This is a genomic window from Saccharomonospora cyanea NA-134 (assembly GCF_000244975.1).
GTDB classification, from domain to species: Bacteria; Actinomycetota; Actinomycetes; order Mycobacteriales; family Pseudonocardiaceae; genus Saccharomonospora; species Saccharomonospora cyanea.
The window spans coordinates 1504413-1522240 of sequence record NZ_CM001440.1 but is presented as its reverse complement, the minus strand read 5'-3'; the positions used below and the strand labels follow the sequence as shown (position 1 = coordinate 1522240).

Sequence of the window (17828 nt, the reverse complement as noted above, 5' to 3'; positions counted from 1 at the left end):
CCCACCGGTTGCCGAGCGGACCCGTGGACCACAGGTGTGGACCACGGGTGTGGACCAGAGCCGGGCTACTTCTTGCCCTTGCCCTTCCCCTTGTCCGCCTTGTCGCCCTTGTCACCGTCACCGCTGGACAGCGCGGCCACGAACGCCTCCTGCGGCACCTCGACGCGGCCGACCGTCTTCATCCGCTTCTTGCCTTCCTTCTGCTTCTCCAGCAGCTTGCGCTTCCGCGAGATGTCACCGCCGTAACACTTGGCGAGAACGTCCTTGCGGATCGCCCTGATCGTCTCGCGGGCGATGATGCGGGAGCCGACGGCGGCCTGGATCGGTACCTCGAACTGCTGCCGAGGGATCAGTTCACGCAGCCTGGTGGCCATCCGGTTGCCGTAGGAGTAGGCGGCGTCCTTGTGCACGATCGCCGAGAACGCGTCCACCGGCTCGCCCTGCAACAGGATGTCCACCTTGACCAGATCGGCCGCCTGGTCGCCCGCCTCCTCGTAGTCCAGCGACGCATAGCCGCGGGTGCGCGACTTCAGCGCGTCGAAGAAGTCGAAGATGATCTCGGCGAGGGGCAGCTTGTACCGCAGCTCGACCCGGTCCTCCGACAGGTAGTCCATGCCCAGGAGCTGGCCGCGCTTGCCCTGGCACAGCTCCATGATCGCGCCGATGAACTCCGAGGGCGCGATCACGGTGACCTTGCTGACCGGCTCCCGGACCTCCGCGATCTTGCCGCCCGACGGCCAGTCGGAGGGGTTGGTGACGACGTGCTCGCTGCCGTCCTCCATGAACACCTGGTACACCACGTTGGGGGCGGTGGCGATCAGGTCGAGCCCGAACTCGCGTTCCAGCCTGGCCCTGGTGATCTCCAGGTGCAGCAGTCCCAGGAACCCGCAGCGGAACCCGAATCCCAGTGCCACCGACGTCTCGGGCTCGTAGCTCAGCGCGGCGTCGTTCAGTTGCAACTTGTCGAGCGCCTCGCGCAGGTCCGGGTAGTCGGAACCGTCCACCGGGTACAGGCCGGAGAACACCATCGGCACGGGCTCGCGATATCCGGCCAGCGGCTCGCTGGCCCCCTTGCGCTCCGACGTCACGGTGTCGCCGACCTTCGACTGGCGGACGTCCTTGACACCGGTGATGAGATAGCCGACCTCCCCGACCCCGAGTCCCGCACACGCCTTGGGCTCCGGCGAGATGATGCCGACCTCCAGCAGCTCGTGGGTGGCGCCGGTGGACATCATCTTGATGCGCTCCCGCGGCGTGATCCTGCCGTCCACGACCCTGATGTAGGTGACCACACCCCGGTAGGTGTCGTACACGGAGTCGAAGATCAACGCCCTCGGGGGCGCGTCAGGGTCGCCCTCAGGGGGCGGGACCTGGGCGACGACCTGGTCCAGCAACTCCCGCACGCCTTCGCCCGTCTTCGCCGACACGCGCAAGACGTCCTCGGGTTCGCACCCGATGATGCCCGCGAGCTCGGCCGCGTACTTGTCCGGCTCCGCGGCGGGGAGGTCGATCTTGTTGAGGACCGGGATGATGTGGAGGTCCTTGTCCAGGGCGAGATACAGGTTCGCCAGCGTCTGCGCTTCGATGCCCTGCGCCGCGTCCACCAGCAGGATGGCACCCTCACACGCCTCGAGAGCCCGCGAGACCTCGTAGGTGAAGTCGACGTGTCCCGGCGTGTCGATCAGGTGCAGCACGTGGTCCTGGCCCTCGTGGCGCCACGGCAGGCGCACGTTCTGCGCCTTGATCGTGATGCCCCGCTCCCGCTCGATGTCCATGCGGTCGAGGTACTGGTCGCGCATCGTCCGTTCCTCGACCACACCGGTGAGCTGCAGCATGCGGTCGGCCAGGGTGGACTTGCCGTGGTCGATGTGGGCGATGATGCAGAAGTTGCGGATGAACTCCGGCGGTGTGAACGTGGCGTCGGCTGACGGGCGTGGCTGTGTCACTCGTACCTCGGGGGTCATTCGTGGCTGGTGAGCTCCATGTTCCCATGCCACGCCGCGCCGGGATTCCGGGGTGATCCCCGATGCGCACGGGACGGTTTCGTGTTGACCTCGAAGGATGAGCTCTCTCGGACAGGTACTCGACCGCGCGTTCGGCCACCCGCGGGGACCGCTCGGCAGACTCGGCGGGATGGTGATGGCCCGTGGCAACGCCGCGACCGAACACCACATCGTGTCGGTCGCCAGACCCACGACGGAGGAGACCGTGCTCGTCGTCGGGCCGGGGCCGGGAGTGGGACTCGCGGCGGCCGCCGAGCGGGCACGCACGGTGATCGGCGTCGACCCCTCGCACGAGATGCTGGAGTTGTGCGCCCGGCGCTGCGCCGACGCGGTCGAGGCGGGCACCGTGGTGCTGCGGCACGCGACCGCGGCCCGGACCGGCGTCGATCCCGCGTCCGTCGATGTCGTCGTGAGTGTCAACAACGTGCAGCTGTGGGAGGATCGCGCCGCCGCGTTCACCGAGCTGCACCGCGTGCTTCGCCCCGGCGGGCGAATGGTGCTCTCGGCACACGAGAAGTGGCTGCCCGTCACCCGCCACGAGCTCGCGGCGGAGGTAAAGGCCGCCGGCTTCACCGACGTGCAGACATGGGCGTGGCAGCCTCCGAGCCCACTCGCGGGTCGCGCCGTGCAACTACGGGCCTGGCGTTGAGCCTGTTCTGCGAACCCTCAGCTACCTGCCGCGCACCGCTCACGACGGAGAAGGGTCCGGGAACAGGCTCTGGGACTCACGGTGTGCGCACGTCGACCCGCAGGGGATGGTCCGGCGGGATCTCCACCAGCACGATCCGCGTGCTGTCGGGATCGGACAGCCAGGCCTCGTCGAGGCCCCACGGCTCACGGCGCGGCTCCCGGTCGAGGGTGACTCCCCTGGCCCGCAGCTCGGCCACCGTCGTCGCCAGGTCTCGGACCTGGAGCCACAGCGCGACGTCCTCGGTGCGGCCGGCTTCACCCCGGCCGACGATCTCCAGGAATCCACCACCGAGGAAGAACACCGTGCCACCCGGGAACTCCCGGTAGATCGCCAGCCCGAGGGTGTCGCGGTAGAACGCCGTCGTCACGGCGGGGTCCTTCGGGTTCAGCAGGATTCGGCTGCTCAGCACGTCCATGCCCCCACGGTCTCACGGCCCGCCGCTCGGGGTGCGGCATCTCGCGCCGCCGGCGTTGCTAAGCTGTTGAGCTGTTGCCGTGCGGCATTCCGCAGGGGAGGAAACCCGGGCCCTGCCGCCCGGGGCCGTATCAGCGCGGCAACGACAACCGAGACGAAGGAGCGCCCGCATGGCCAACATCAAGTCCCAGATGAAGCGCATCAAGACCAACGAGAAGCGCCGTCTGCGCAACCAGTCGGTCAGGTCGTCGGTGAAGACCGCGATCCGCAGGTTCCGCGAGGCCGCCGAGGCCGGTGACAAGGCGAAGGCCGTGGAGCTGCAGCGCGAGGCCGCGCGCAAGCTCGACAAGGCCGTGACCAAGGGCGTCCTCCACAAGAACCAGGCCGCCAACAAGAAGTCGGCGATGGCGCTGCGCGTCAACCAGCTCTGAGATCGGTGAGCTTCGAGAACCCCCGGCGCGGACTTCCGCCCGGGGGTTCTCGTCATGACCGCCTCCAGGTGGTCAGCGCTGCCTGCGGGCTGCAACGATGTCGAGAACGGCGCGTTCGAGGGCGTACGCCGGATCGGCCGCGGCACCCTTGACCTCGGCGTTCACCCGCGCGGCCACGCGCATGGCCGCAGCGAGCCCCGCGGCACTCCAACCCTTCGACTGGCCCTGCGCCTTGCGGATCTTCCACGGCGGCATGCCGAGCTCACCCGCCATCTGGTTCGGGTTTCCCCTCCCGGCCGCGGACACCCTGGCTATGGTGCGCACCGCGTCGGCGAGAGCGTCCGCCAGCAACACGTGGGCGACCCCGATCTGCTGGGCCCAGCGCAGCGATTCCAACGCTGCCGCACGGTCACCGGCCACCGCCTTCTCGGCGACCTGGAACCCCGTCACCTCCGCGCGACCCCGGTGGTAGCGCCGCACCGCCTCCTCGTCGACCGACCCGCCCGAGTCCGCCACCAGCTGCGTCGCCGCCGACGCCAGCTCGCGCAGATCCGTGCCCACGGCGTCGACCAGGGCCACCACGCCGGCGGCGTCGATGCGGCCTCCCGCCCTGCGGACCTCGTTACGAACGAACGACTCACGCTCGGCGGGCTTGGTGATCTTCGGACATTCCGTGACGGCGGCGCCTGCCTTGCGCAACGCCGCGGGCAGCGACTTCGCGGCCTTGCTGCGTCCACCGCCGCTGTGCACGACGACCAGCACGACGCCGTCCGCCGGGTCGGCGATGTACGACAACACGGCGTCGGCGTTCTCCTGACCGATGTCCTGGGCGGCGTCGAGCACGACGACGCGTCCCTCGCTGAACAGTGACGGGCTCACCAGTTCCGCGAAGTACGAAGGCGTGAGTTCGCTCACGCGCACGCGGACCGCGTCGGCCCTCGGGTCGGCCAGGCGCGCGGTGTCGAGCGCTTCGCGCACAGCCCTTTCGACGAGCAGTTCTTCCTCACCGAGTACCAGGTGCAGGGGCGGTGGCGTGGTGGCTGGACGACTCACGGTTCGATCCTGCCACGAATGACCTCGCCCGCGGCGCACGTGGCACGCGGCGCGGCCCATGCCGTACGCTACCTCTCGTCGCCGCGACACACCGACGGCGAACCACAACCGAACAGCTCATCCAGAGGGGCAGAGGGACCGGCCCGTTGAAGCCCCGGCAACCGGCGTCAGCCTGTCATCTCGGATCACGCGAGGTAGCTGACGACATCGGTGCCAATTCCGTCCCGCGTCAGCGGGAAAGATGAGGAAGGACCTCGCGATGACCGCAGTTGTATCCACGCCCTCCCGCCGTGCCGTCGACCTGGGCCCCGCCGTGGAACTCGTGTCGAAGGAGGAGGGCCACCGCCAGCCGCTGGCTCCGGAGTTCGTCTCCCCGCACGACTTCTCGCCGCTGGAGGTCGCCTACGACTTCGGGCGCGTGCGCCGGGAGGACATCGAATCCGGACCGCGCAACATCTGGCGCTACAAGAAGCTGCTCCCCGTTCCGTCGAACGTCGAGGAGATCCCGAACACCGAGCCCGGCTGTACCCGGCTGGTGCGAGCGGACCGGCTCGCGAAGGAACTCGGTGTGCGGCGACTGTGGGTGAAGGACGACACCGGCAACCCGACGCACTCGTTCAAGGACCGTGTGGTGGCCGTGGCTCTGGCTGCCGCTCGTGAGTTCGGCTTCGACACCCTTGCCTGCCCCTCCACCGGCAATCTCGCCAACGCCGTCGCCGCCGCCGCTGCCAGAGCGGGCTGGCGGTCGGTCGTGCTGATTCCCTCGTCGCTGGAGCGGGCGAAGGTACTCACGACCGCCGTGTACGACGGCGCGCTGATCGCGGTGGACGGCAACTACGACGACGTCAACCGGCTGGCCACCGAACTCGCCGCCGAGCACGAGAGCTGGGCGTTCGTCAACGTCAACGTGCGGCCCTACTACTCCGAGGGGTCCAAGACGCTCGCCTTCGAAGTCGCCGAACAGCTCGGCTGGCGGCTCCCGGAACAGATCGTCGTTCCGATCGCGTCGGGCTCGCAACTGACCAAGGTGGACAAAGGTTTCCGGGAACTCGGCGAGCTCGGGCTGGTGGACGCCGCTTCGTATCGCGTGTTCGGCGCACAGGCCACCGGGTGCTCACCGGTGTCGGCCGCGTTCCGTGACGGGCACGACGTGGTGCGGCCGGTGCGACCGGACACCATCGCCCGCTCGCTGGCGATCGGCAATCCAGCCGACGGTCCGTACGTCCTCGACACCGTGCGCCGCACGGGCGGAGCCATCTCCGACGTCAGCGACGACGAAGTGGTCGAGGGCATTCGGCTGCTGGCCCGCACCGAGGGGATCTTCACCGAGACCGCCGGGGGTGTCACCGTGGCGACGGCGAAGAAGCTCCTCGAGGCGGGCAAGCTCGACCCGGACGCCGAGACGGTACTGCTGATCACCGGTGACGGGCTGAAGACCCTCGACGCACTCGGCGACCGCGTCGGCCCCAAGGCCACCGTGCCGCCGTCGGTGGAGGCCGTGCAGACCGCACTCGACGGCTGAGTCCTCCGGTTCGGCCCGGCCGCCGACGCGGCGCCGCACCCCGCGTCACCACGGCGGGTTCACCCTCGTCCACCACGACGGCCGTGTCGCCTCCGGTGTCGGTCCTGGTCACCAGCGACCCCACTCCGGCGAGCACCTTCAGCGTCACCGGGCTGGGATGGCCGTAGGAGTTGTCCGCCCCCACGCTGGTGACCGCGATCCGTGGCGACACCGCCGTGAGGAAGCCCGGGAGCGTGTACCGGCTGCCGTGATGCGGGACCTTGAGGATCTCCGCGCGGAGGTCCTCACCCGCGAGGAGGTCCGCCTGCGCGGAGAGTTCCACGTCCCCGGTCAGCAGGATGCGGCCCGCCGGGGTGGTGGCGCGCAGCACCACCGAGCTGTTGTTGACCGTGGTGCCGTCGGCGTCCTCGGCCGGTGCGGTGACGGGCGCGGTCGGCGCCAGCACGTCGAGCCGGAGTTCGGGCCACGTGAGTCGATCGCCTGCCCCCAGTTCCACCACCGGTACACCGCGCGCGGTGGCCGCCCCGAGCACGTCGTCCCACGCCCAGCCCGGGCTACGTCCCGGTCCCACGGCCACCGCCCCCACGGCCCGTCCGTCGAACACCGAGGCGAGCCCACCCACGTGGTCGGCGTGCAGGTGGGTCAGCACCACCAACGGCACGCGTTCGACGTCGAGTCGTTCGAGACAGCGGTCGAGCAGCAGCGGGTCGGGGCCGGTGTCCACGACCACCGCCCGCCCTCGCTCTCCCGTGGCCAGCACGAGACCGTCGCCCTGGCCCACATCGCACGCGACGAGCACCCAGTCGTCGGGTGGCCAGCCGGGCGCCAACACTCGCGTGGGTACGGCGAGCACGAGCACTACGACCGCGAGGAGCGCGAACAGCGACCGTGTTCGGCGATACCGCATGCCGCACACGACCACAGCCACGACGAGTGCGGCGAGTACCGCACCCCACCACCCCGACGGCCAGTGCAGCACCGCGCCGGGTATCGCCGCCGCATGTCGCGCGACGAGGATCAGCCACTGCACCCCCGGGCCGACGATGTGCACGACGATCTCGGCCGCACCGGGCCACCACGGTGCGAGAACCGCGGCCACGACCCCCAGCACGGTCACCGGAGCCACCACCGGAGCCGCCAGCAGGTTCGCGACGACGGACACCAGGCTCACCTCGCCCGCCATCCCGGCGATGACCGGCGCGGTCACCAGGAACGCCACCGTCGGCACCACCAACGCCTCGGCCGTCCCCCTCGGCAGGCCACGCCGGGACAACGCCCGAGACCATCGCGGCGCCAGTAGCACCAGCCCCGCCGTCGCCACCACCGACAGCACGAATCCCATGCTCACGGCCATTTCGGGGTCGTGGAGCCCAAGTACGCACACCGCCGCGGCCAACGCGGGCAGAGCCGAGCCCCGGCGGCCCAGTACCAGGGCGAGCAGTCCCACCGCACCCATCACACCAGCACGCAGGACACTCGGCTCGTAGCCCACGAGGGCGACGAAGCCGGCCAGGGCGACCGCGGCGAGCGCCGCCGAAGTGCGCGGCCCACACCGCAGCACCCGAGCCAGCAGCAGCACCGCTCCGCACACAATGGCCACGTTGGAACCAGAAACCGCGGTCAGATGCGACATCCCCGCTTCGAGGAACTCCTGCTCGACACGGCTCGACAGCGCGCTCGTGTCACCGACGACCAGACCCGGCAGCAGACCCGCCGGCTCCTCCCCCAGCACGCCGGAGACGAGCCGGAACTCCTCCCGCAGCGCCTCGGTGGCTCGTTGCCACCACGGTGGTTCCTCTTCCAAGTCAGGCGGGCCACGCACGTACCCGACCGCGACCGTCATCTCGTGCGGACGAGCGGGCGCCAGCTCCGCACGCACCGTCACCCGCTGCCCGGCAAGCACGCCGTCCCAGGATTCCGCGGTGCCCAGGAGCAGCACTCGGCCCTCGGAACCGACGTCCTCACCGCCGGACACCGTGGACACAACGTCGACGGGAACAAGCACCGACCTGCTCCCGCCCGGCCGCGACCCGTACCCGCTCGTGTGCACGGGTCGTGGCCGTTGCGCGACCACAACCGTCAGCGTCACCTCCTCGCCTCGCCGTGCCTGTTCCCTCAGCGGGTCGTGCTCCGCGGTGTGCAGGCGTGCCGTGGTCGGCCACACCGTGAGCAGTCCACACACCAGCAGTGCACCGGCAGCGGGTCTCCATCGGCGGCGGTCGCGCCCGCCACGCGAGGCCCATCTCCACAGCACCACCGCGCAGGCACCCCCGGTGAGGCCGTACACCAGTCCCGCCCACCAGCCCCACAGCAGGCCGAGGGCCGTGCCCGCCCACACCGTCACGGCAGCCGGGACCAGCCGCCAATCGTGTCTTCCCGCGTCCATGCGCGTCATGGGACCCGTGGCTCGAAGAACCACTTCCGTTCTCCGTCACCCGACCATCACCCGATCGCGCAGGCGCGCGAACCGTTTGGCGCCGATGCCGTCGACTTCCCGCAGCTGCTCGACCGACGTGAACCGGCCGTGCTGCTCGCGCCATTCGAGAATCCGCTCCGCCGTCACCTCCCCCACACCCGGCAAGGTCTCCAACAGTCCCTGGTCCGCCGAGTTCAGATCGATCTTCACTCTGTCCTCAGTGGACTCCGATGCTCCACCTGAGCCCGTGGGGCCGGAACTCGCTCCTGGGGGCGGTGTCACTCCGACGTAGATCTGTTCGCCGTCCGACACCCGGCGCGCCAGGTTCACCGTCAGCAGATCGGCGTCCCGCTTCGCCCCACCGGCGAGTTCGATGACGTCGGCCACCCTGGCCCCCGGTTCCACGGTGATCAGGCCGGGGTCGGCGACCGTGCCGACGACACTGACCACGAGAGACGTCGGCGCCGCACTCGTGGAGGTTGCCGAGCCGGTGGGAGCCGAGTGCGACACCGCCGACACCTGCCGAACGGTGGGCAGTGGAGGCGCTCGCTCCGGTTCGGGCCTACTGCCGAGAACCATCGCCGCCACGACACCGATCCCTATGGCGCCGACCACTGCGGCGGCGATCGTGCTCCGTCTGCGATGCCCGGCCGCCGCACGCCGTCCGCCGGGACACCACCGCTCCACGAGTCTGGCGACCGTCGTGTCGCGGGACGGTGCGCCATGGCGCGGTGATGCCTGCTCCTCAGGCCCGGCACGTCCCGCACGTCCTTCCGCCTCGGCGGCCAGCTGGGCCAACCGAACACGGGGCGGCGCGCCCGTGTCCCGGCTTTCGCCGTCGTCGTCCGGTGGGCTGCTCGGCGGAACGTTCGCCTCGTGCTGCGTCGCACGGCGGTTCCGTGTGAGAACAGAGTCTGCTGTGGTCTCGAACACGCATTCGACGCTACGGTGACGCGTCCCACCGTCGCGAGAGGACGTCACGGCACCTGTGGACAACCCCGAGACTGTGGACAACTCCGGCGCGACAGGTACCGGTCGCTTACCGCGGCGTGACGCTCACGCCATTCCGGTACGTCGGCGCACCACGACCCCGACCACGCCCGGACCGGTGTGCGCACCGACCACCGCTCCCAGTTCGGACACCACGCAACCCGCCGAACCCGGCACGCGCTCGTCGATCCGCGTGGCGAGCTGGGCCGCCCGGTCGGGAGCAGCCAGGTGATGCACGGCAATCGACACCTCGTCGTCGCCCGCGGCCTCGGCGACGAGGTCCACCAACCGGTTCAGCGCGCGCTGCATCGTGCGGACCTTTTCCAATGGACGGATCTCACCCTCCGCCATGTGCAGCACCGGCTTCACAGCGAGCGCCGTGCCGAGCAGCGCCGCGGCGTGGCCGATACGCCCGCCCCTCCGGAGATACTCCAGGGTCTCCACCGCGAAGAACGTCTCCGAAGCCTCGGCGGCAGCCACGGCCGCAGCCTCGACCTCCTCCACGCACGCGCCGCGCCGCGCGGTCTCCGCGGCTTCGAGGGCGGCGAACCCCAGCCCCATCGCGATGGTGCGTGAGTCGACCACGCGTACCAGGTCCGGTCCCACCTCCTGAGCCGCCAGCACGGCGGCCTCCCAGGTACCGGACAACTTCTTGGACAGGTGGATCGACACGATCGCGTCGGCACCGCCGTCCAACGCCGCCCGGAAGGCCGCCGCGAAAGCGGCGGGCGTGGGACGCGAGGTGGTGACGATCTTCCGCTGTTCCAGCGCACCGGCCAACGCCGCCGGACCGAACTCGGCGCCGTCGAGGGAGGACACGCCGTCGACGAGCACGTGCAGCGGAACGACGCTGATGCCGTTCCGCTCGGCGAAGCCCTCGGGCAGGTGAGCTGTGGAATCCGTGACAACCGCGACCGGCACGCGGTCAGCCTACGTGGCCGAGCCGCTCGGCGTCCGGAGCGGCGCTACCCACCCGGGTGACGAGCGGACGGATCAGCTCGGCCATCGCAGCTCCGATCGCAGCGTGCCCCTCCCAACCCCAGTGCATCCCGTCGGGGTTGCCGTGACCACCGAGGACGTGGGGGGCGACGACGGCGGGCACGTCCAACACCGGGACGTCCGCCCGCGCCGCCCAGCTCGCGATGGCGGCGGTGGTGCGAGGCCGGGCAGTCTGCACGTAGCCGTACGAGGCCGCCCGGTGTACCGACGGCAGCCAGCCCACCACGGGAAGCGACGGCCTGAGCACCCGCAGGGCCGACACCGCCGTGTCGAGGTAGCGCACCGTCAACCGCGTGGGCAGGACCGACGGCCGCCCCCGCAACGCGACCGACAACACGGGCTGCGCCGCCAGGTACGCCCGGCGTGCGACGCGCCGCAACGGGTCGGGCCGGAGATACCGCAGACCCGTACGCAGGTACGTCGGCAGCGGCGACGGCAACGTGTCCATGCTTCCCACCGCGAGCACCACGACATCCGCGCGGTGCAGCTCCGCCCACACCCTCGGGTCGCCGATCATCGCCCACCACGCGTCGCGGGCCGTCCACCCGGCTCCCGCCACGAGATCGGCGCTTCCTCCGAGCGCGTGCGCGGCGACGTTGGGCCACAATCTCGGATCGTCCGCTGGATGGCCCCCTTCCGGGCCGTGGAAGCTCAGCGAGTCACCGAACACCAGAAGCCGTGGCGAACGCTCGCTCAACCGGTGATTCCCGCGTTGTAGGCGCGAAGCCTCCAGGTCTCGTCCTGACGCTCCAACTCCACCCAGTGACAGTTGGCGATCCCCCCGAGCGAGGGCCACAACTCCACGGGAAGTCGCAGCAACTTCGCGGTCAACGCGAGGATCAGCCCACCGTGCGCGGCGAACAGCACGGTCCGGACGTCGTCGTCTCCGTGCAGCAGGTCGGCGACCACCTCGTGGGCTCGCTCGGCGACCTCCAACCGCGACTCGCCGCCTGGTGGCGCCCACGTGGCGTCGAGGCGCCAGCGGTCGCGTTCGCCGGGCGCGCGCTCGTCCACGGCGCTGCCTGTGAGCCCCTGCCACTCGCCGAGGTGTGTCTCGCGGAGCCGCTTGTCCAAGCGCAGCGGCAGGTCGAACGCCTCCGTCAGCACGGTGGCGGTGTCGGTGGCACGACGCAGGTCGGAAGCGATGACGAGATCCGGCTCGAACCGGGCGAGCGCGGGCGCGGCGAACCTCGCCTGGTTCCACCCGACCTCGGTCAACGCTGAGTCGAGCTGGCCCTGCATCCGCCCGGCCGCGTTGTAGTCGGTCTCACCGTGCCGCCACAGCACGAGCCGCCGCAGCGTCACGACGCGTCCGCCCCCTGATCACCGTCCGTGTCGGCGGGCTCCAGCCCGTCCACCTCGATGCGCGGGCAGTCCTTCCACAACCGCTCCAGTCCGTAGAACGCGCGCTCCTCGGTGTGCTGGATGTGCACGACGACGTCGACGTAGTCGAGCAGCACCCAGCGCCCCTCCCTGGCGCCCTCCCTGCGCACCGGCTTGTGCCCGGCGATGCGGAGTTTCTCCTCGATGTTGTCGACGATGGCCCCGATCTGCCGCTCGTTGGGCGCGGACGCGATCACGAAGACGTCGGTGATCACGAGCCGCTCCGAGACGTCGAGCAGCACCACGTCGGTCGCCTTCTTGTCCGCCGCCGCGTGCGCGGCCGCGGTCGCGAGGTCTCGGGCTTCGGCCGTCGCTGCCACGGTGCTCCTTACTGAGTTGAACGTATGCCGAAAAAGCCTACCCGCAGCGGCGCGTTCAGCCCCAGGCAACGTGCCCACCGGACTCCGGCCCGGCTTGCTTCCGCGGCCGCGCAACGTGGGCGGGGAGGGCACTCGCCGTCACTCGCTCGGCAGGTACAGCTTCCGCTTGCTGATGTAGCGCACCACGCCGTCGGGCATGAGGTACCACACGGGCTCACCGTTGCGCACGCGCTGGCGGCACGCCGTCGACGAGATGGCCATCGCGGTGACCTCCACGAGGCTCACCCGGCCCTCCGGCAGGTGGTGGTCGTTCAACTGGTATCCCGGCCGGGTGACACCGATGAAGTGCGCGAGGTCGAACAGCTCGTCCACGTCACGCCACGTCAGGATCTGCTCCAGCGCGTCGGCGCCGGTGATGAAGAACAGTTCGTCGTCGGGGTACTCCTCCCGGAGGTCACGGAGGGTGTCGACCGTGTAGGTCTGGCCGCCCCGGTCGATGTCGACACGGCTGACGGAGAACACCGGGTTCGACGCGGTGGCGATGACCGTCATCAGGTAACGGTCCTCCGCCCTCGACACCGCCCGGCCCGCCTTCTGCCAGGGCTGCCCGGTGGGCACGAAGATCACCTCGTCGAGCCCGAACCGGTGCTGCACCTCGCTCGCGGCGACGAGGTGACCGTTGTGGACGGGATCGAACGTGCCGCCCATGACCCCGAGCCGACGTGCGGACATGACAACCCACCTTAGACGCTGCACCATGCCACCGGGATGCCGGCGACCCCTGCAATGCAACCACCGCGGTGGTGAGGACCTTTCCCGACACCGTTTCGTGTGGCACAGTTCACGGCCGGGCGGGTGCTGGGACGGCGGGGAGGAACGACATGGCCGGGCCTGGAGTGGAGACCACGGGAGAGCCGACCGGACGGCACCGGCTCCCCGTCCGCAGGTTGTTCGCCGCCAGCGCGGGCAACGCGCTGGAGTGGTTCGACTGGACCATCTACGCGACGTTCAGCATCTACTTCGCGAGCGCCTTCTTCCCCGGGGAACTCGCACAGCTCAACACGTTCGCCACCTACGCGCTCGCGTTCTTCTTCCGGCCACTCGGTGGGCTGCTGATCGGCCGGTTCGCCGACCTTCGTGGGCGCAAACCCGCGATGCTCTTCACGATCACGCTCATGGCGGGTGGGTCGGTGATGATCGGCCTGCTCCCGACGTACGACCAGATCGGTTGGGCGGCTCCGCTGCTGTTGCTGGTGGCCCGGATCGCGCAGGGGCTCTCGCTCGGTGGCGAGGTGTCCAACGCCTCCGCCTACCTCGCCGAAGTCGCACCGGCGAGGCGACGCGGCCGGTACTCCTCGTTCTTCTACCTCTCCACCGGCACCGCCGTGCTGCTGGCCTCCGTCCTCGGGTTCGTCCTCGCACGCTCGCTGACCGAGGCGCAACTGGAGTCGTGGGGATGGCGGCTGCCGTTCCTGCTCGGCGGCGTGCTCGGTCTCGTCGCCCTGTGGCTGCGCCGCACGCTGGAGGAGACCGAGCAGTTCCGCAGCAACGCCTCCGCCGCACGCCGGGTACACCGGCCGCTGCTGACCACGCTGCGCAGGCACCCGAGGGCCGTGGGACAGCTCGTCGGCTTCACCATGCTGTCCACGCTGTGCTACTACACCTTCTTCAGTGCACTGACGCCGTTCGCCGTGACCACGCGCGGCGTGGACGACGTCGACGTGTTCCTGGCGCTGTCCATCGCGACGGCGTTGTTCGTGGCGCTGCAGTATCCGATGGGTGCGTTGTCCGACCGCGTCGGCCGCAGGCCGCAACTGCTGGTCTGGTCGGCGGCCACGGCGATCCTGATACTCCCTCTGTCCTCGCTCGTGCGTCCGGGATTCGTCAACCTGCTCGTCGTGTTCTGTGTGGGCCTCGGCCTCTACACCGCCATGACGTCCATCGCACCCGCCGTCATGAGCGAGTTGTTCCCCACCGCACTACGCGGACTGGGTATCGGCGCCTGGTACAACCTCACCGTCGCCGTGTTCGGCGGCACGGCGCCGTTGCTGGTCACGGCGCTGTCCGCGGCCGGACTGTCGACGGTGTTCTTCGGCTACGTCGCCGCCGGGGCCGTGGTCGCGTTCCTCGTGATCTGGCGGCTGCCGGAGACCAGCGGCACCGAGCTGCGCTGAGCAGGGCCTGGCGAGTGGTGTCCCGCCGTGCTAGGACTGCGGACACGAGACGGGACGACTCGGGTCAACGTCGGCGTAGCGGGACCAGGTCGTCGGCGTGGACCACCTCTCGACGTTGCTCCGGAGGGAGTTCGTGGGAGGAGTGGCCGATCAGCTCCGGCAGCTCGGTGACGTCGAAGGCCACCACACCCCGCGCCACCACGGTCTGCTCCGGATTCACGAGGTCCACCACGTCGCCGGCCTGGAAATCGCCGTCCATCCCGACGATCCCCGCCGCGAGCAGCGAACGGCGGTGTCGCACCACCGCCGCCACGGCACCGTCGTCCAGCAGCAGCCTTCCGCGCGAGCCCGCCGCGTATCCGAGCCAGAACCGGCGTGCGGGCATCCGGGTCGGAGCGTGCGCGAACGCCGTGCCGACCGCCGCGTCCCCCAGCGCCGAACGCGCCTGCTCCGCAGCGGCGATCAACACGGGGATCCCGGCCGCGGCGGCCGTGCGCGCGGCAGCGACCTTGGACATCATGCCGCCGGTCCCGAGCCCGGAGCTGGACCGGCCGACGGCCAAGCCCTCCAGATCGGACTCCGACGTCACCTCACTGATCTTCCGGGTGCTCCCGGAACGCGGGTCACCGTCGTACAGCGCGTCCACGTCGGACAGCAGAACGAGGCCTTCGGCACCGATCAGGTGCGCGACGAGCGCGGCGAGCCGATCGTTGTCACCGAAACGGATCTCCTCGGTGGCCACCGTGTCGTTCTCGTTCACCACCGGCACCGCGCCGAGGGCCAGCAGACGGGAGAACGTGCGCTGGGCGTTGCGGTAGTGCGCGCGACGCACCACGTCGTTGGCCGTCAGCAACACCTGCCCCACGGTGAGCGAGTACCTGCCGAACGACTCGGCGTACGCGTGGGCCAGAGCCAGCTGGCCGACACTCGCGGCGGCCTGCTGCGTCGCCAGGTCCCTCGGCCGTGCGCCGATCGACAACGGCGCCAGCCCCGCGCCGATGGCCCCCGAGGAGACGAGCACGATCTGGGTTCCACGGGCCACCCGGTCGGCGATGGCGTCGACGAGCGCGTCGAGCCGTGCGACGTCGAGTCCGCTGCCCGCGGTGGTGAGCGCCGACGAGCCGACCTTCACCACCAGTCGCCCGGCGTGGGCGATGGCGTCCCGTACCTCACTCATCGGCGCCTTCGGAGTCGTCTTCAGGGTCGTCTTCGTCGGGTACACCCTCTCGCCGCAGGCGACGGGCCTCCTTACGCTCGGCCGCGCTCACCCTGCCGGAGCCTTCGAGACGCGGATCGGTGCCACGACCGGCCAACGTGCCGACGACACCCGGTGTGGAGGGCTCCCAGTCGAACGTGACACCGGCGATGGTCACGGGGCAGCCCGGCTCGGCGCCGAGCCGGGTCAGCTCCTCCTCCACCCCCAGCCGGTTCAGCCGGTCGGCGAGGTAGCCGACGGCCTCGTCGTTGGCGAAGTTCGTCTGCCGGACCCACCGTTCGGGCTTGGCGCCCCGCACCACGAAGCCGCCCTCTTCCTCCGGGTCGGGCTCCACGGTGAAGCCCCCGTCGTCCACGGCCTTCGGTGTCACGACGACCTTGGTCGGTGTCGGCGGCGGCTGCGAGGCACGGTAGGACTCGACGATCTCCCCGAGGGCGTAGGTGAGCTCCCGCAGCCCCTTGTGCGCCACGGTGGAGATCTCGAACACGCGCAGGCCCCGCGCTTCGAACTCGGGCCTCACCAGCTCGGCCAGCTCGGCGGCGTCCGGAACGTCGATCTTGTTGAGGACCACGATCCTGGGCCTCGACGCCAGGTCGCCGCCCAGTGCCGGGGTGTACCGGGCCAGTTCGTCCTCCAGCGCGTCGACATCCGACACGGGGTCGCGTCCCGGCTCGTACGTGGCGCAGTCCACCACGTGCACCAGTACCGCACACCGCTCGATGTGGCGTAGGAAGTCGAGCCCGAGCCCCTTGCCCTGGCTCGCGCCGGGAATGAGCCCCGGCACGTCGGCCATCGTGAACACCATCTCGCCCGCCGTCACCACGCCCAGGTTCGGCACCAGCGTGGTGAACGGATAGTCCGCGATCTTCGGTTTGGCTGCGGACAGCACGGAGATCAGGGACGACTTGCCCGCCGAGGGGAAACCGAGCAGACCCACGTCGGCGACCGACCGCAGCTCCAGGACGAGATCGCGTTCCTCGCCGGGTTCACCCAGCAGCGCGAATCCCGGTGCCTTGCGGGCCCTCGACGCGAGTGCGGCGTTGCCGAGCCCGCCCCGGCCGCCCTGGGCGGCCACGAACCGGGTGCCCGCACCGATGAGGTCGGCCAGCACCTCTCCGTCCTCGTCGAGGACGACGGTGCCGTCCGGAACGCGCAGCTCCAGTGTCTCGCCGGCAGCTCCGTTGCGGTGACTTCCCTGCCCCTGCTTGCCGTTGCCACCGCGCGCGTGCGGGCGGAAGTGGAAGTCGAGCAGCGTGTGCACGCCAGGGTCGACTACGAGCACCACGTCGCCGCCGTGGCCCCCGTTGCCGCCGTCCGGGCCGCCGAGCGGCTTGAACTTCTCACGGTGCACCGACGCGCAACCGTTCCCGCCGTCGCCCGCGGCGACATGAATCACCGCGCGATCCACGAATCGGGATGCCATTGGGCCGCCTTCCTGGGGCAGAGAACACCTATCACAGCAAAACGAGGGACGGGGCCGGAGGTGTTCCGGGCCCGCCCCTCGTTTCGAGTAGCGTGTGCTGGCCGGGCCGGTCAGGCCTCGACCGGCACGATGTTGACCGTCTTGCGGCCACGCTTCGTGCCGAACTCCACCGAGCCCGCAGCGAGAGCGAACAGAGTGTCGTCGCCGCCCCGGCCGACGTTCACGCCAGGGTGGAACTTGGTACCGCGCTGACGGACGAGGATCTCGCCCGCCTTCACGACCTGACCGCCAAACCGCTTGACGCCGAGGTACTTCGGGTTGGAGTCACGGCCGTTACGAGAGCTGGACGCGCCCTTCTTGTGTGCCATGGCTGGTCAGGTTCCTCACTTGTTGATGCCGGTGACCTCAAGGCGGGTCAGCTGCTGCCGGTGACCCTGGCGCTTGTGGTAGCCGGTCTTGTTCTTGAACTTGTGGATGCGGATCTTCGGGCCCTTGGTCTGCTCGACGATCTTGCCCGTCACCGAGACCTTCGCCAGCGTGTCGGCGTCCGTCGTGACCTTGCCGTCGTCGACCACCATCACGGCGGGAAGGGTGTGCTCGGTGCCCGGCTCGCCGTCGAGCTTCTCGACCTCGACGACATCGCCGACGGCGACCTTGTACTGCTTGCCGCCGGTCTTGACGACTGCATACGCCGACACGGAAGTCTCCTGATTACTCGACTACTTGGGTTGGGGCTACGACGACCCGCCTGGTCGCGGGCCGCCTTACAGGGTACTGAGTCCCTTACTCACGC

Annotated in this window: 18 protein-coding genes and 1 riboswitch; of the genes, 4 read left to right on the top strand and 14 right to left on the bottom strand. The window is 70.1% G+C overall.

Features of this window, described 5'->3' with window-relative positions; translation table 11 throughout:
• Positions 1-65: 65 nt before the first annotated feature.
• A complete protein-coding gene (gene lepA / locus SACCYDRAFT_RS07360; protein ID WP_085979174.1) occupies positions 66-1964 on the bottom strand; it encodes a translation elongation factor 4 in 1899 nt (632 codons plus the stop codon).
• A gap of 97 nt (positions 1965-2061) precedes the next feature.
• Between lepA and SACCYDRAFT_RS07355 the strand changes: the two genes are divergently transcribed.
• Positions 2062-2652, top strand: a complete 591-nt coding sequence (locus SACCYDRAFT_RS07355) for a class I SAM-dependent methyltransferase (protein ID WP_005454976.1) — start codon at positions 2062-2064, stop codon at positions 2650-2652.
• A 76-nt stretch (positions 2653-2728) separates the two neighbouring features.
• Here the strand turns inward: SACCYDRAFT_RS07355 and SACCYDRAFT_RS07350 are convergent, their stop codons facing one another.
• The gene (locus tag SACCYDRAFT_RS07350; RefSeq protein ID WP_005454975.1) at positions 2729-3109 is read right to left on the bottom strand and encodes a VOC family protein; all 381 of its coding nucleotides are present in this window, start codon (positions 3107-3109) and stop codon (positions 2729-2731) included.
• 169 nt (positions 3110-3278) lie between these two features.
• Here SACCYDRAFT_RS07350 and rpsT point away from each other — a divergent pair, with 169 nt between their 5' ends.
• Entirely contained in the window at positions 3279-3539 is a 261-nt protein-coding gene (rpsT, locus tag SACCYDRAFT_RS07345; protein ID WP_005454974.1) for a 30S ribosomal protein S20, read from the top strand.
• 72 nt (positions 3540-3611) lie between these two features.
• On the opposite strand, the gene holA is transcribed toward rpsT, so the two are convergent.
• Positions 3612-4592, bottom strand: a complete 981-nt coding sequence (gene holA, locus SACCYDRAFT_RS07340) for a DNA polymerase III subunit delta (RefSeq protein ID WP_005454969.1) — start codon at positions 4590-4592, stop codon at positions 3612-3614.
• 114 nt (positions 4593-4706) lie between these two features.
• A riboswitch (SAM riboswitch) is annotated at positions 4707-4840 on the top strand.
• Positions 4841-4851: 11 nt separating this feature from the next.
• Here holA and thrC point away from each other — a divergent pair.
• Positions 4852-6114, top strand: coding sequence for a threonine synthase (thrC, locus tag SACCYDRAFT_RS07335; RefSeq protein WP_005454968.1), 1263 nt, complete (start codon positions 4852-4854; stop codon positions 6112-6114).
• Here the strand turns inward: thrC and SACCYDRAFT_RS07330 are convergent.
• The 7 genes from SACCYDRAFT_RS07330 to nadD all read right to left on the bottom strand — a co-directional run bounded on the left by SACCYDRAFT_RS07330 (position 6008) and on the right by nadD (position 12954).
• Complete coding sequence (locus tag SACCYDRAFT_RS07330) at positions 6008-8509, bottom strand: ComEC/Rec2 family competence protein (protein ID WP_005454967.1); 2502 nt, start codon at positions 8507-8509, stop codon at positions 6008-6010. The genes thrC and SACCYDRAFT_RS07330 overlap by 107 nt on opposite strands.
• A 36-nt stretch (positions 8510-8545) precedes the next feature.
• Positions 8546-9328, bottom strand: a complete 783-nt coding sequence (locus SACCYDRAFT_RS07325; RefSeq protein WP_005454960.1) for a ComEA family DNA-binding protein — start codon at positions 9326-9328, stop codon at positions 8546-8548.
• Between the two features lie 258 nt (positions 9329-9586).
• Positions 9587-10441, bottom strand: a complete 855-nt coding sequence (locus SACCYDRAFT_RS07320; RefSeq protein ID WP_005454958.1) for a DegV family protein — start codon at positions 10439-10441, stop codon at positions 9587-9589.
• A 4-nt stretch (positions 10442-10445) separates the two neighbouring features.
• A complete protein-coding gene (octT, locus tag SACCYDRAFT_RS07315; protein ID WP_005454957.1) occupies positions 10446-11216 on the bottom strand; it encodes a diglucosylglycerate octanoyltransferase in 771 nt (256 codons plus the stop codon).
• Positions 11213-11824, bottom strand: a complete 612-nt coding sequence (locus SACCYDRAFT_RS07310) for a histidine phosphatase family protein (RefSeq protein ID WP_005454954.1) — start codon at positions 11822-11824, stop codon at positions 11213-11215. Before SACCYDRAFT_RS07310 ends, octT begins: the two co-directional genes overlap by 4 nt.
• Positions 11821-12222, bottom strand: a complete 402-nt coding sequence (gene rsfS / locus SACCYDRAFT_RS07305) for a ribosome silencing factor (protein WP_005454953.1) — start codon at positions 12220-12222, stop codon at positions 11821-11823. Before rsfS ends, SACCYDRAFT_RS07310 begins: the two co-directional genes overlap by 4 nt.
• Before the next feature lie 138 nt (positions 12223-12360).
• Entirely contained in the window at positions 12361-12954 is a 594-nt protein-coding gene (gene nadD, locus SACCYDRAFT_RS07300; protein WP_005454952.1) for a nicotinate-nucleotide adenylyltransferase, read from the bottom strand.
• A 149-nt stretch (positions 12955-13103) separates the two neighbouring features.
• On the opposite strand from nadD, the gene SACCYDRAFT_RS07295 reads away from it, so the two are divergent.
• A complete protein-coding gene (locus SACCYDRAFT_RS07295) occupies positions 13104-14396 on the top strand; it encodes an MFS transporter (protein ID WP_005454951.1) in 1293 nt (430 codons plus the stop codon).
• Between the two features lie 64 nt (positions 14397-14460).
• Here the strand turns inward: SACCYDRAFT_RS07295 and proB are convergent, their stop codons facing one another.
• From proB to rplU, 4 genes are all read right to left on the bottom strand, one after another.
• Positions 14461-15573 (bottom strand): glutamate 5-kinase, encoded by a 1113-nt coding sequence (proB, locus tag SACCYDRAFT_RS07290; RefSeq protein WP_005454950.1) that lies wholly within the window; start codon positions 15571-15573, stop codon positions 14461-14463.
• On the bottom strand, positions 15566-17035 hold the full coding sequence (gene obgE / locus SACCYDRAFT_RS07285) for a GTPase ObgE (RefSeq protein ID WP_005454949.1): 1470 nt from the start codon (positions 17033-17035) through the stop codon (positions 15566-15568). The genes proB and obgE overlap by 8 nt, the downstream gene beginning before the upstream one ends.
• A gap of 110 nt (positions 17036-17145) precedes the next feature.
• The gene (rpmA, locus tag SACCYDRAFT_RS07280; RefSeq protein ID WP_005454947.1) at positions 17146-17403 is read right to left on the bottom strand and encodes a 50S ribosomal protein L27; all 258 of its coding nucleotides are present in this window, start codon (positions 17401-17403) and stop codon (positions 17146-17148) included.
• A gap of 15 nt (positions 17404-17418) precedes the next feature.
• Positions 17419-17733: a 50S ribosomal protein L21 gene (gene rplU, locus SACCYDRAFT_RS07275; RefSeq protein ID WP_005454945.1), complete on the bottom strand. Its 315-nt coding sequence runs from the start codon at positions 17731-17733 to the stop codon at positions 17419-17421.
• Positions 17734-17828: the final 95 nt, after the last annotated feature.

Bases quoted from the DNA above. Each gene is read 5' to 3' on its own strand.
- SACCYDRAFT_RS07350 (WP_005454975.1), bottom strand. From the start codon at position 3,109: ATGGACGTGCTGAGCAGCCGAATCCTGCTGAACCCGAAGGACCCCGCC.
- rpmA (WP_005454947.1), bottom strand. From the start codon at position 17,403: ATGGCACACAAGAAGGGCGCGTCCAGCTCTCGTAACGGCCGTGACTCC.
- SACCYDRAFT_RS07330 (WP_005454967.1), bottom strand. From the start codon at position 8,509: ATGACGCGCATGGACGCGGGAAGACACGATTGGCGGCTGGTCCCGGCT.
- thrC (WP_005454968.1), top strand. From the start codon at position 4,852: ATGACCGCAGTTGTATCCACGCCCTCCCGCCGTGCCGTCGACCTGGGC.
- nadD (WP_005454952.1), bottom strand. From the start codon at position 12,954: ATGTCCGCACGTCGGCTCGGGGTCATGGGCGGCACGTTCGATCCCGTC.
- lepA (WP_085979174.1), bottom strand. From the start codon at position 1,964: ATGACCCCCGAGGTACGAGTGACACAGCCACGCCCGTCAGCCGACGCC.
- rpsT (WP_005454974.1), top strand. From the start codon at position 3,279: ATGGCCAACATCAAGTCCCAGATGAAGCGCATCAAGACCAACGAGAAG.
- SACCYDRAFT_RS07355 (WP_005454976.1), top strand. From the start codon at position 2,062: ATGAGCTCTCTCGGACAGGTACTCGACCGCGCGTTCGGCCACCCGCGG.
- proB (WP_005454950.1), bottom strand. From the start codon at position 15,573: ATGAGTGAGGTACGGGACGCCATCGCCCACGCCGGGCGACTGGTGGTG.
- obgE (WP_005454949.1), bottom strand. From the start codon at position 17,035: ATGGCATCCCGATTCGTGGATCGCGCGGTGATTCATGTCGCCGCGGGC.
- SACCYDRAFT_RS07295 (WP_005454951.1), top strand. From the start codon at position 13,104: ATGGCCGGGCCTGGAGTGGAGACCACGGGAGAGCCGACCGGACGGCAC.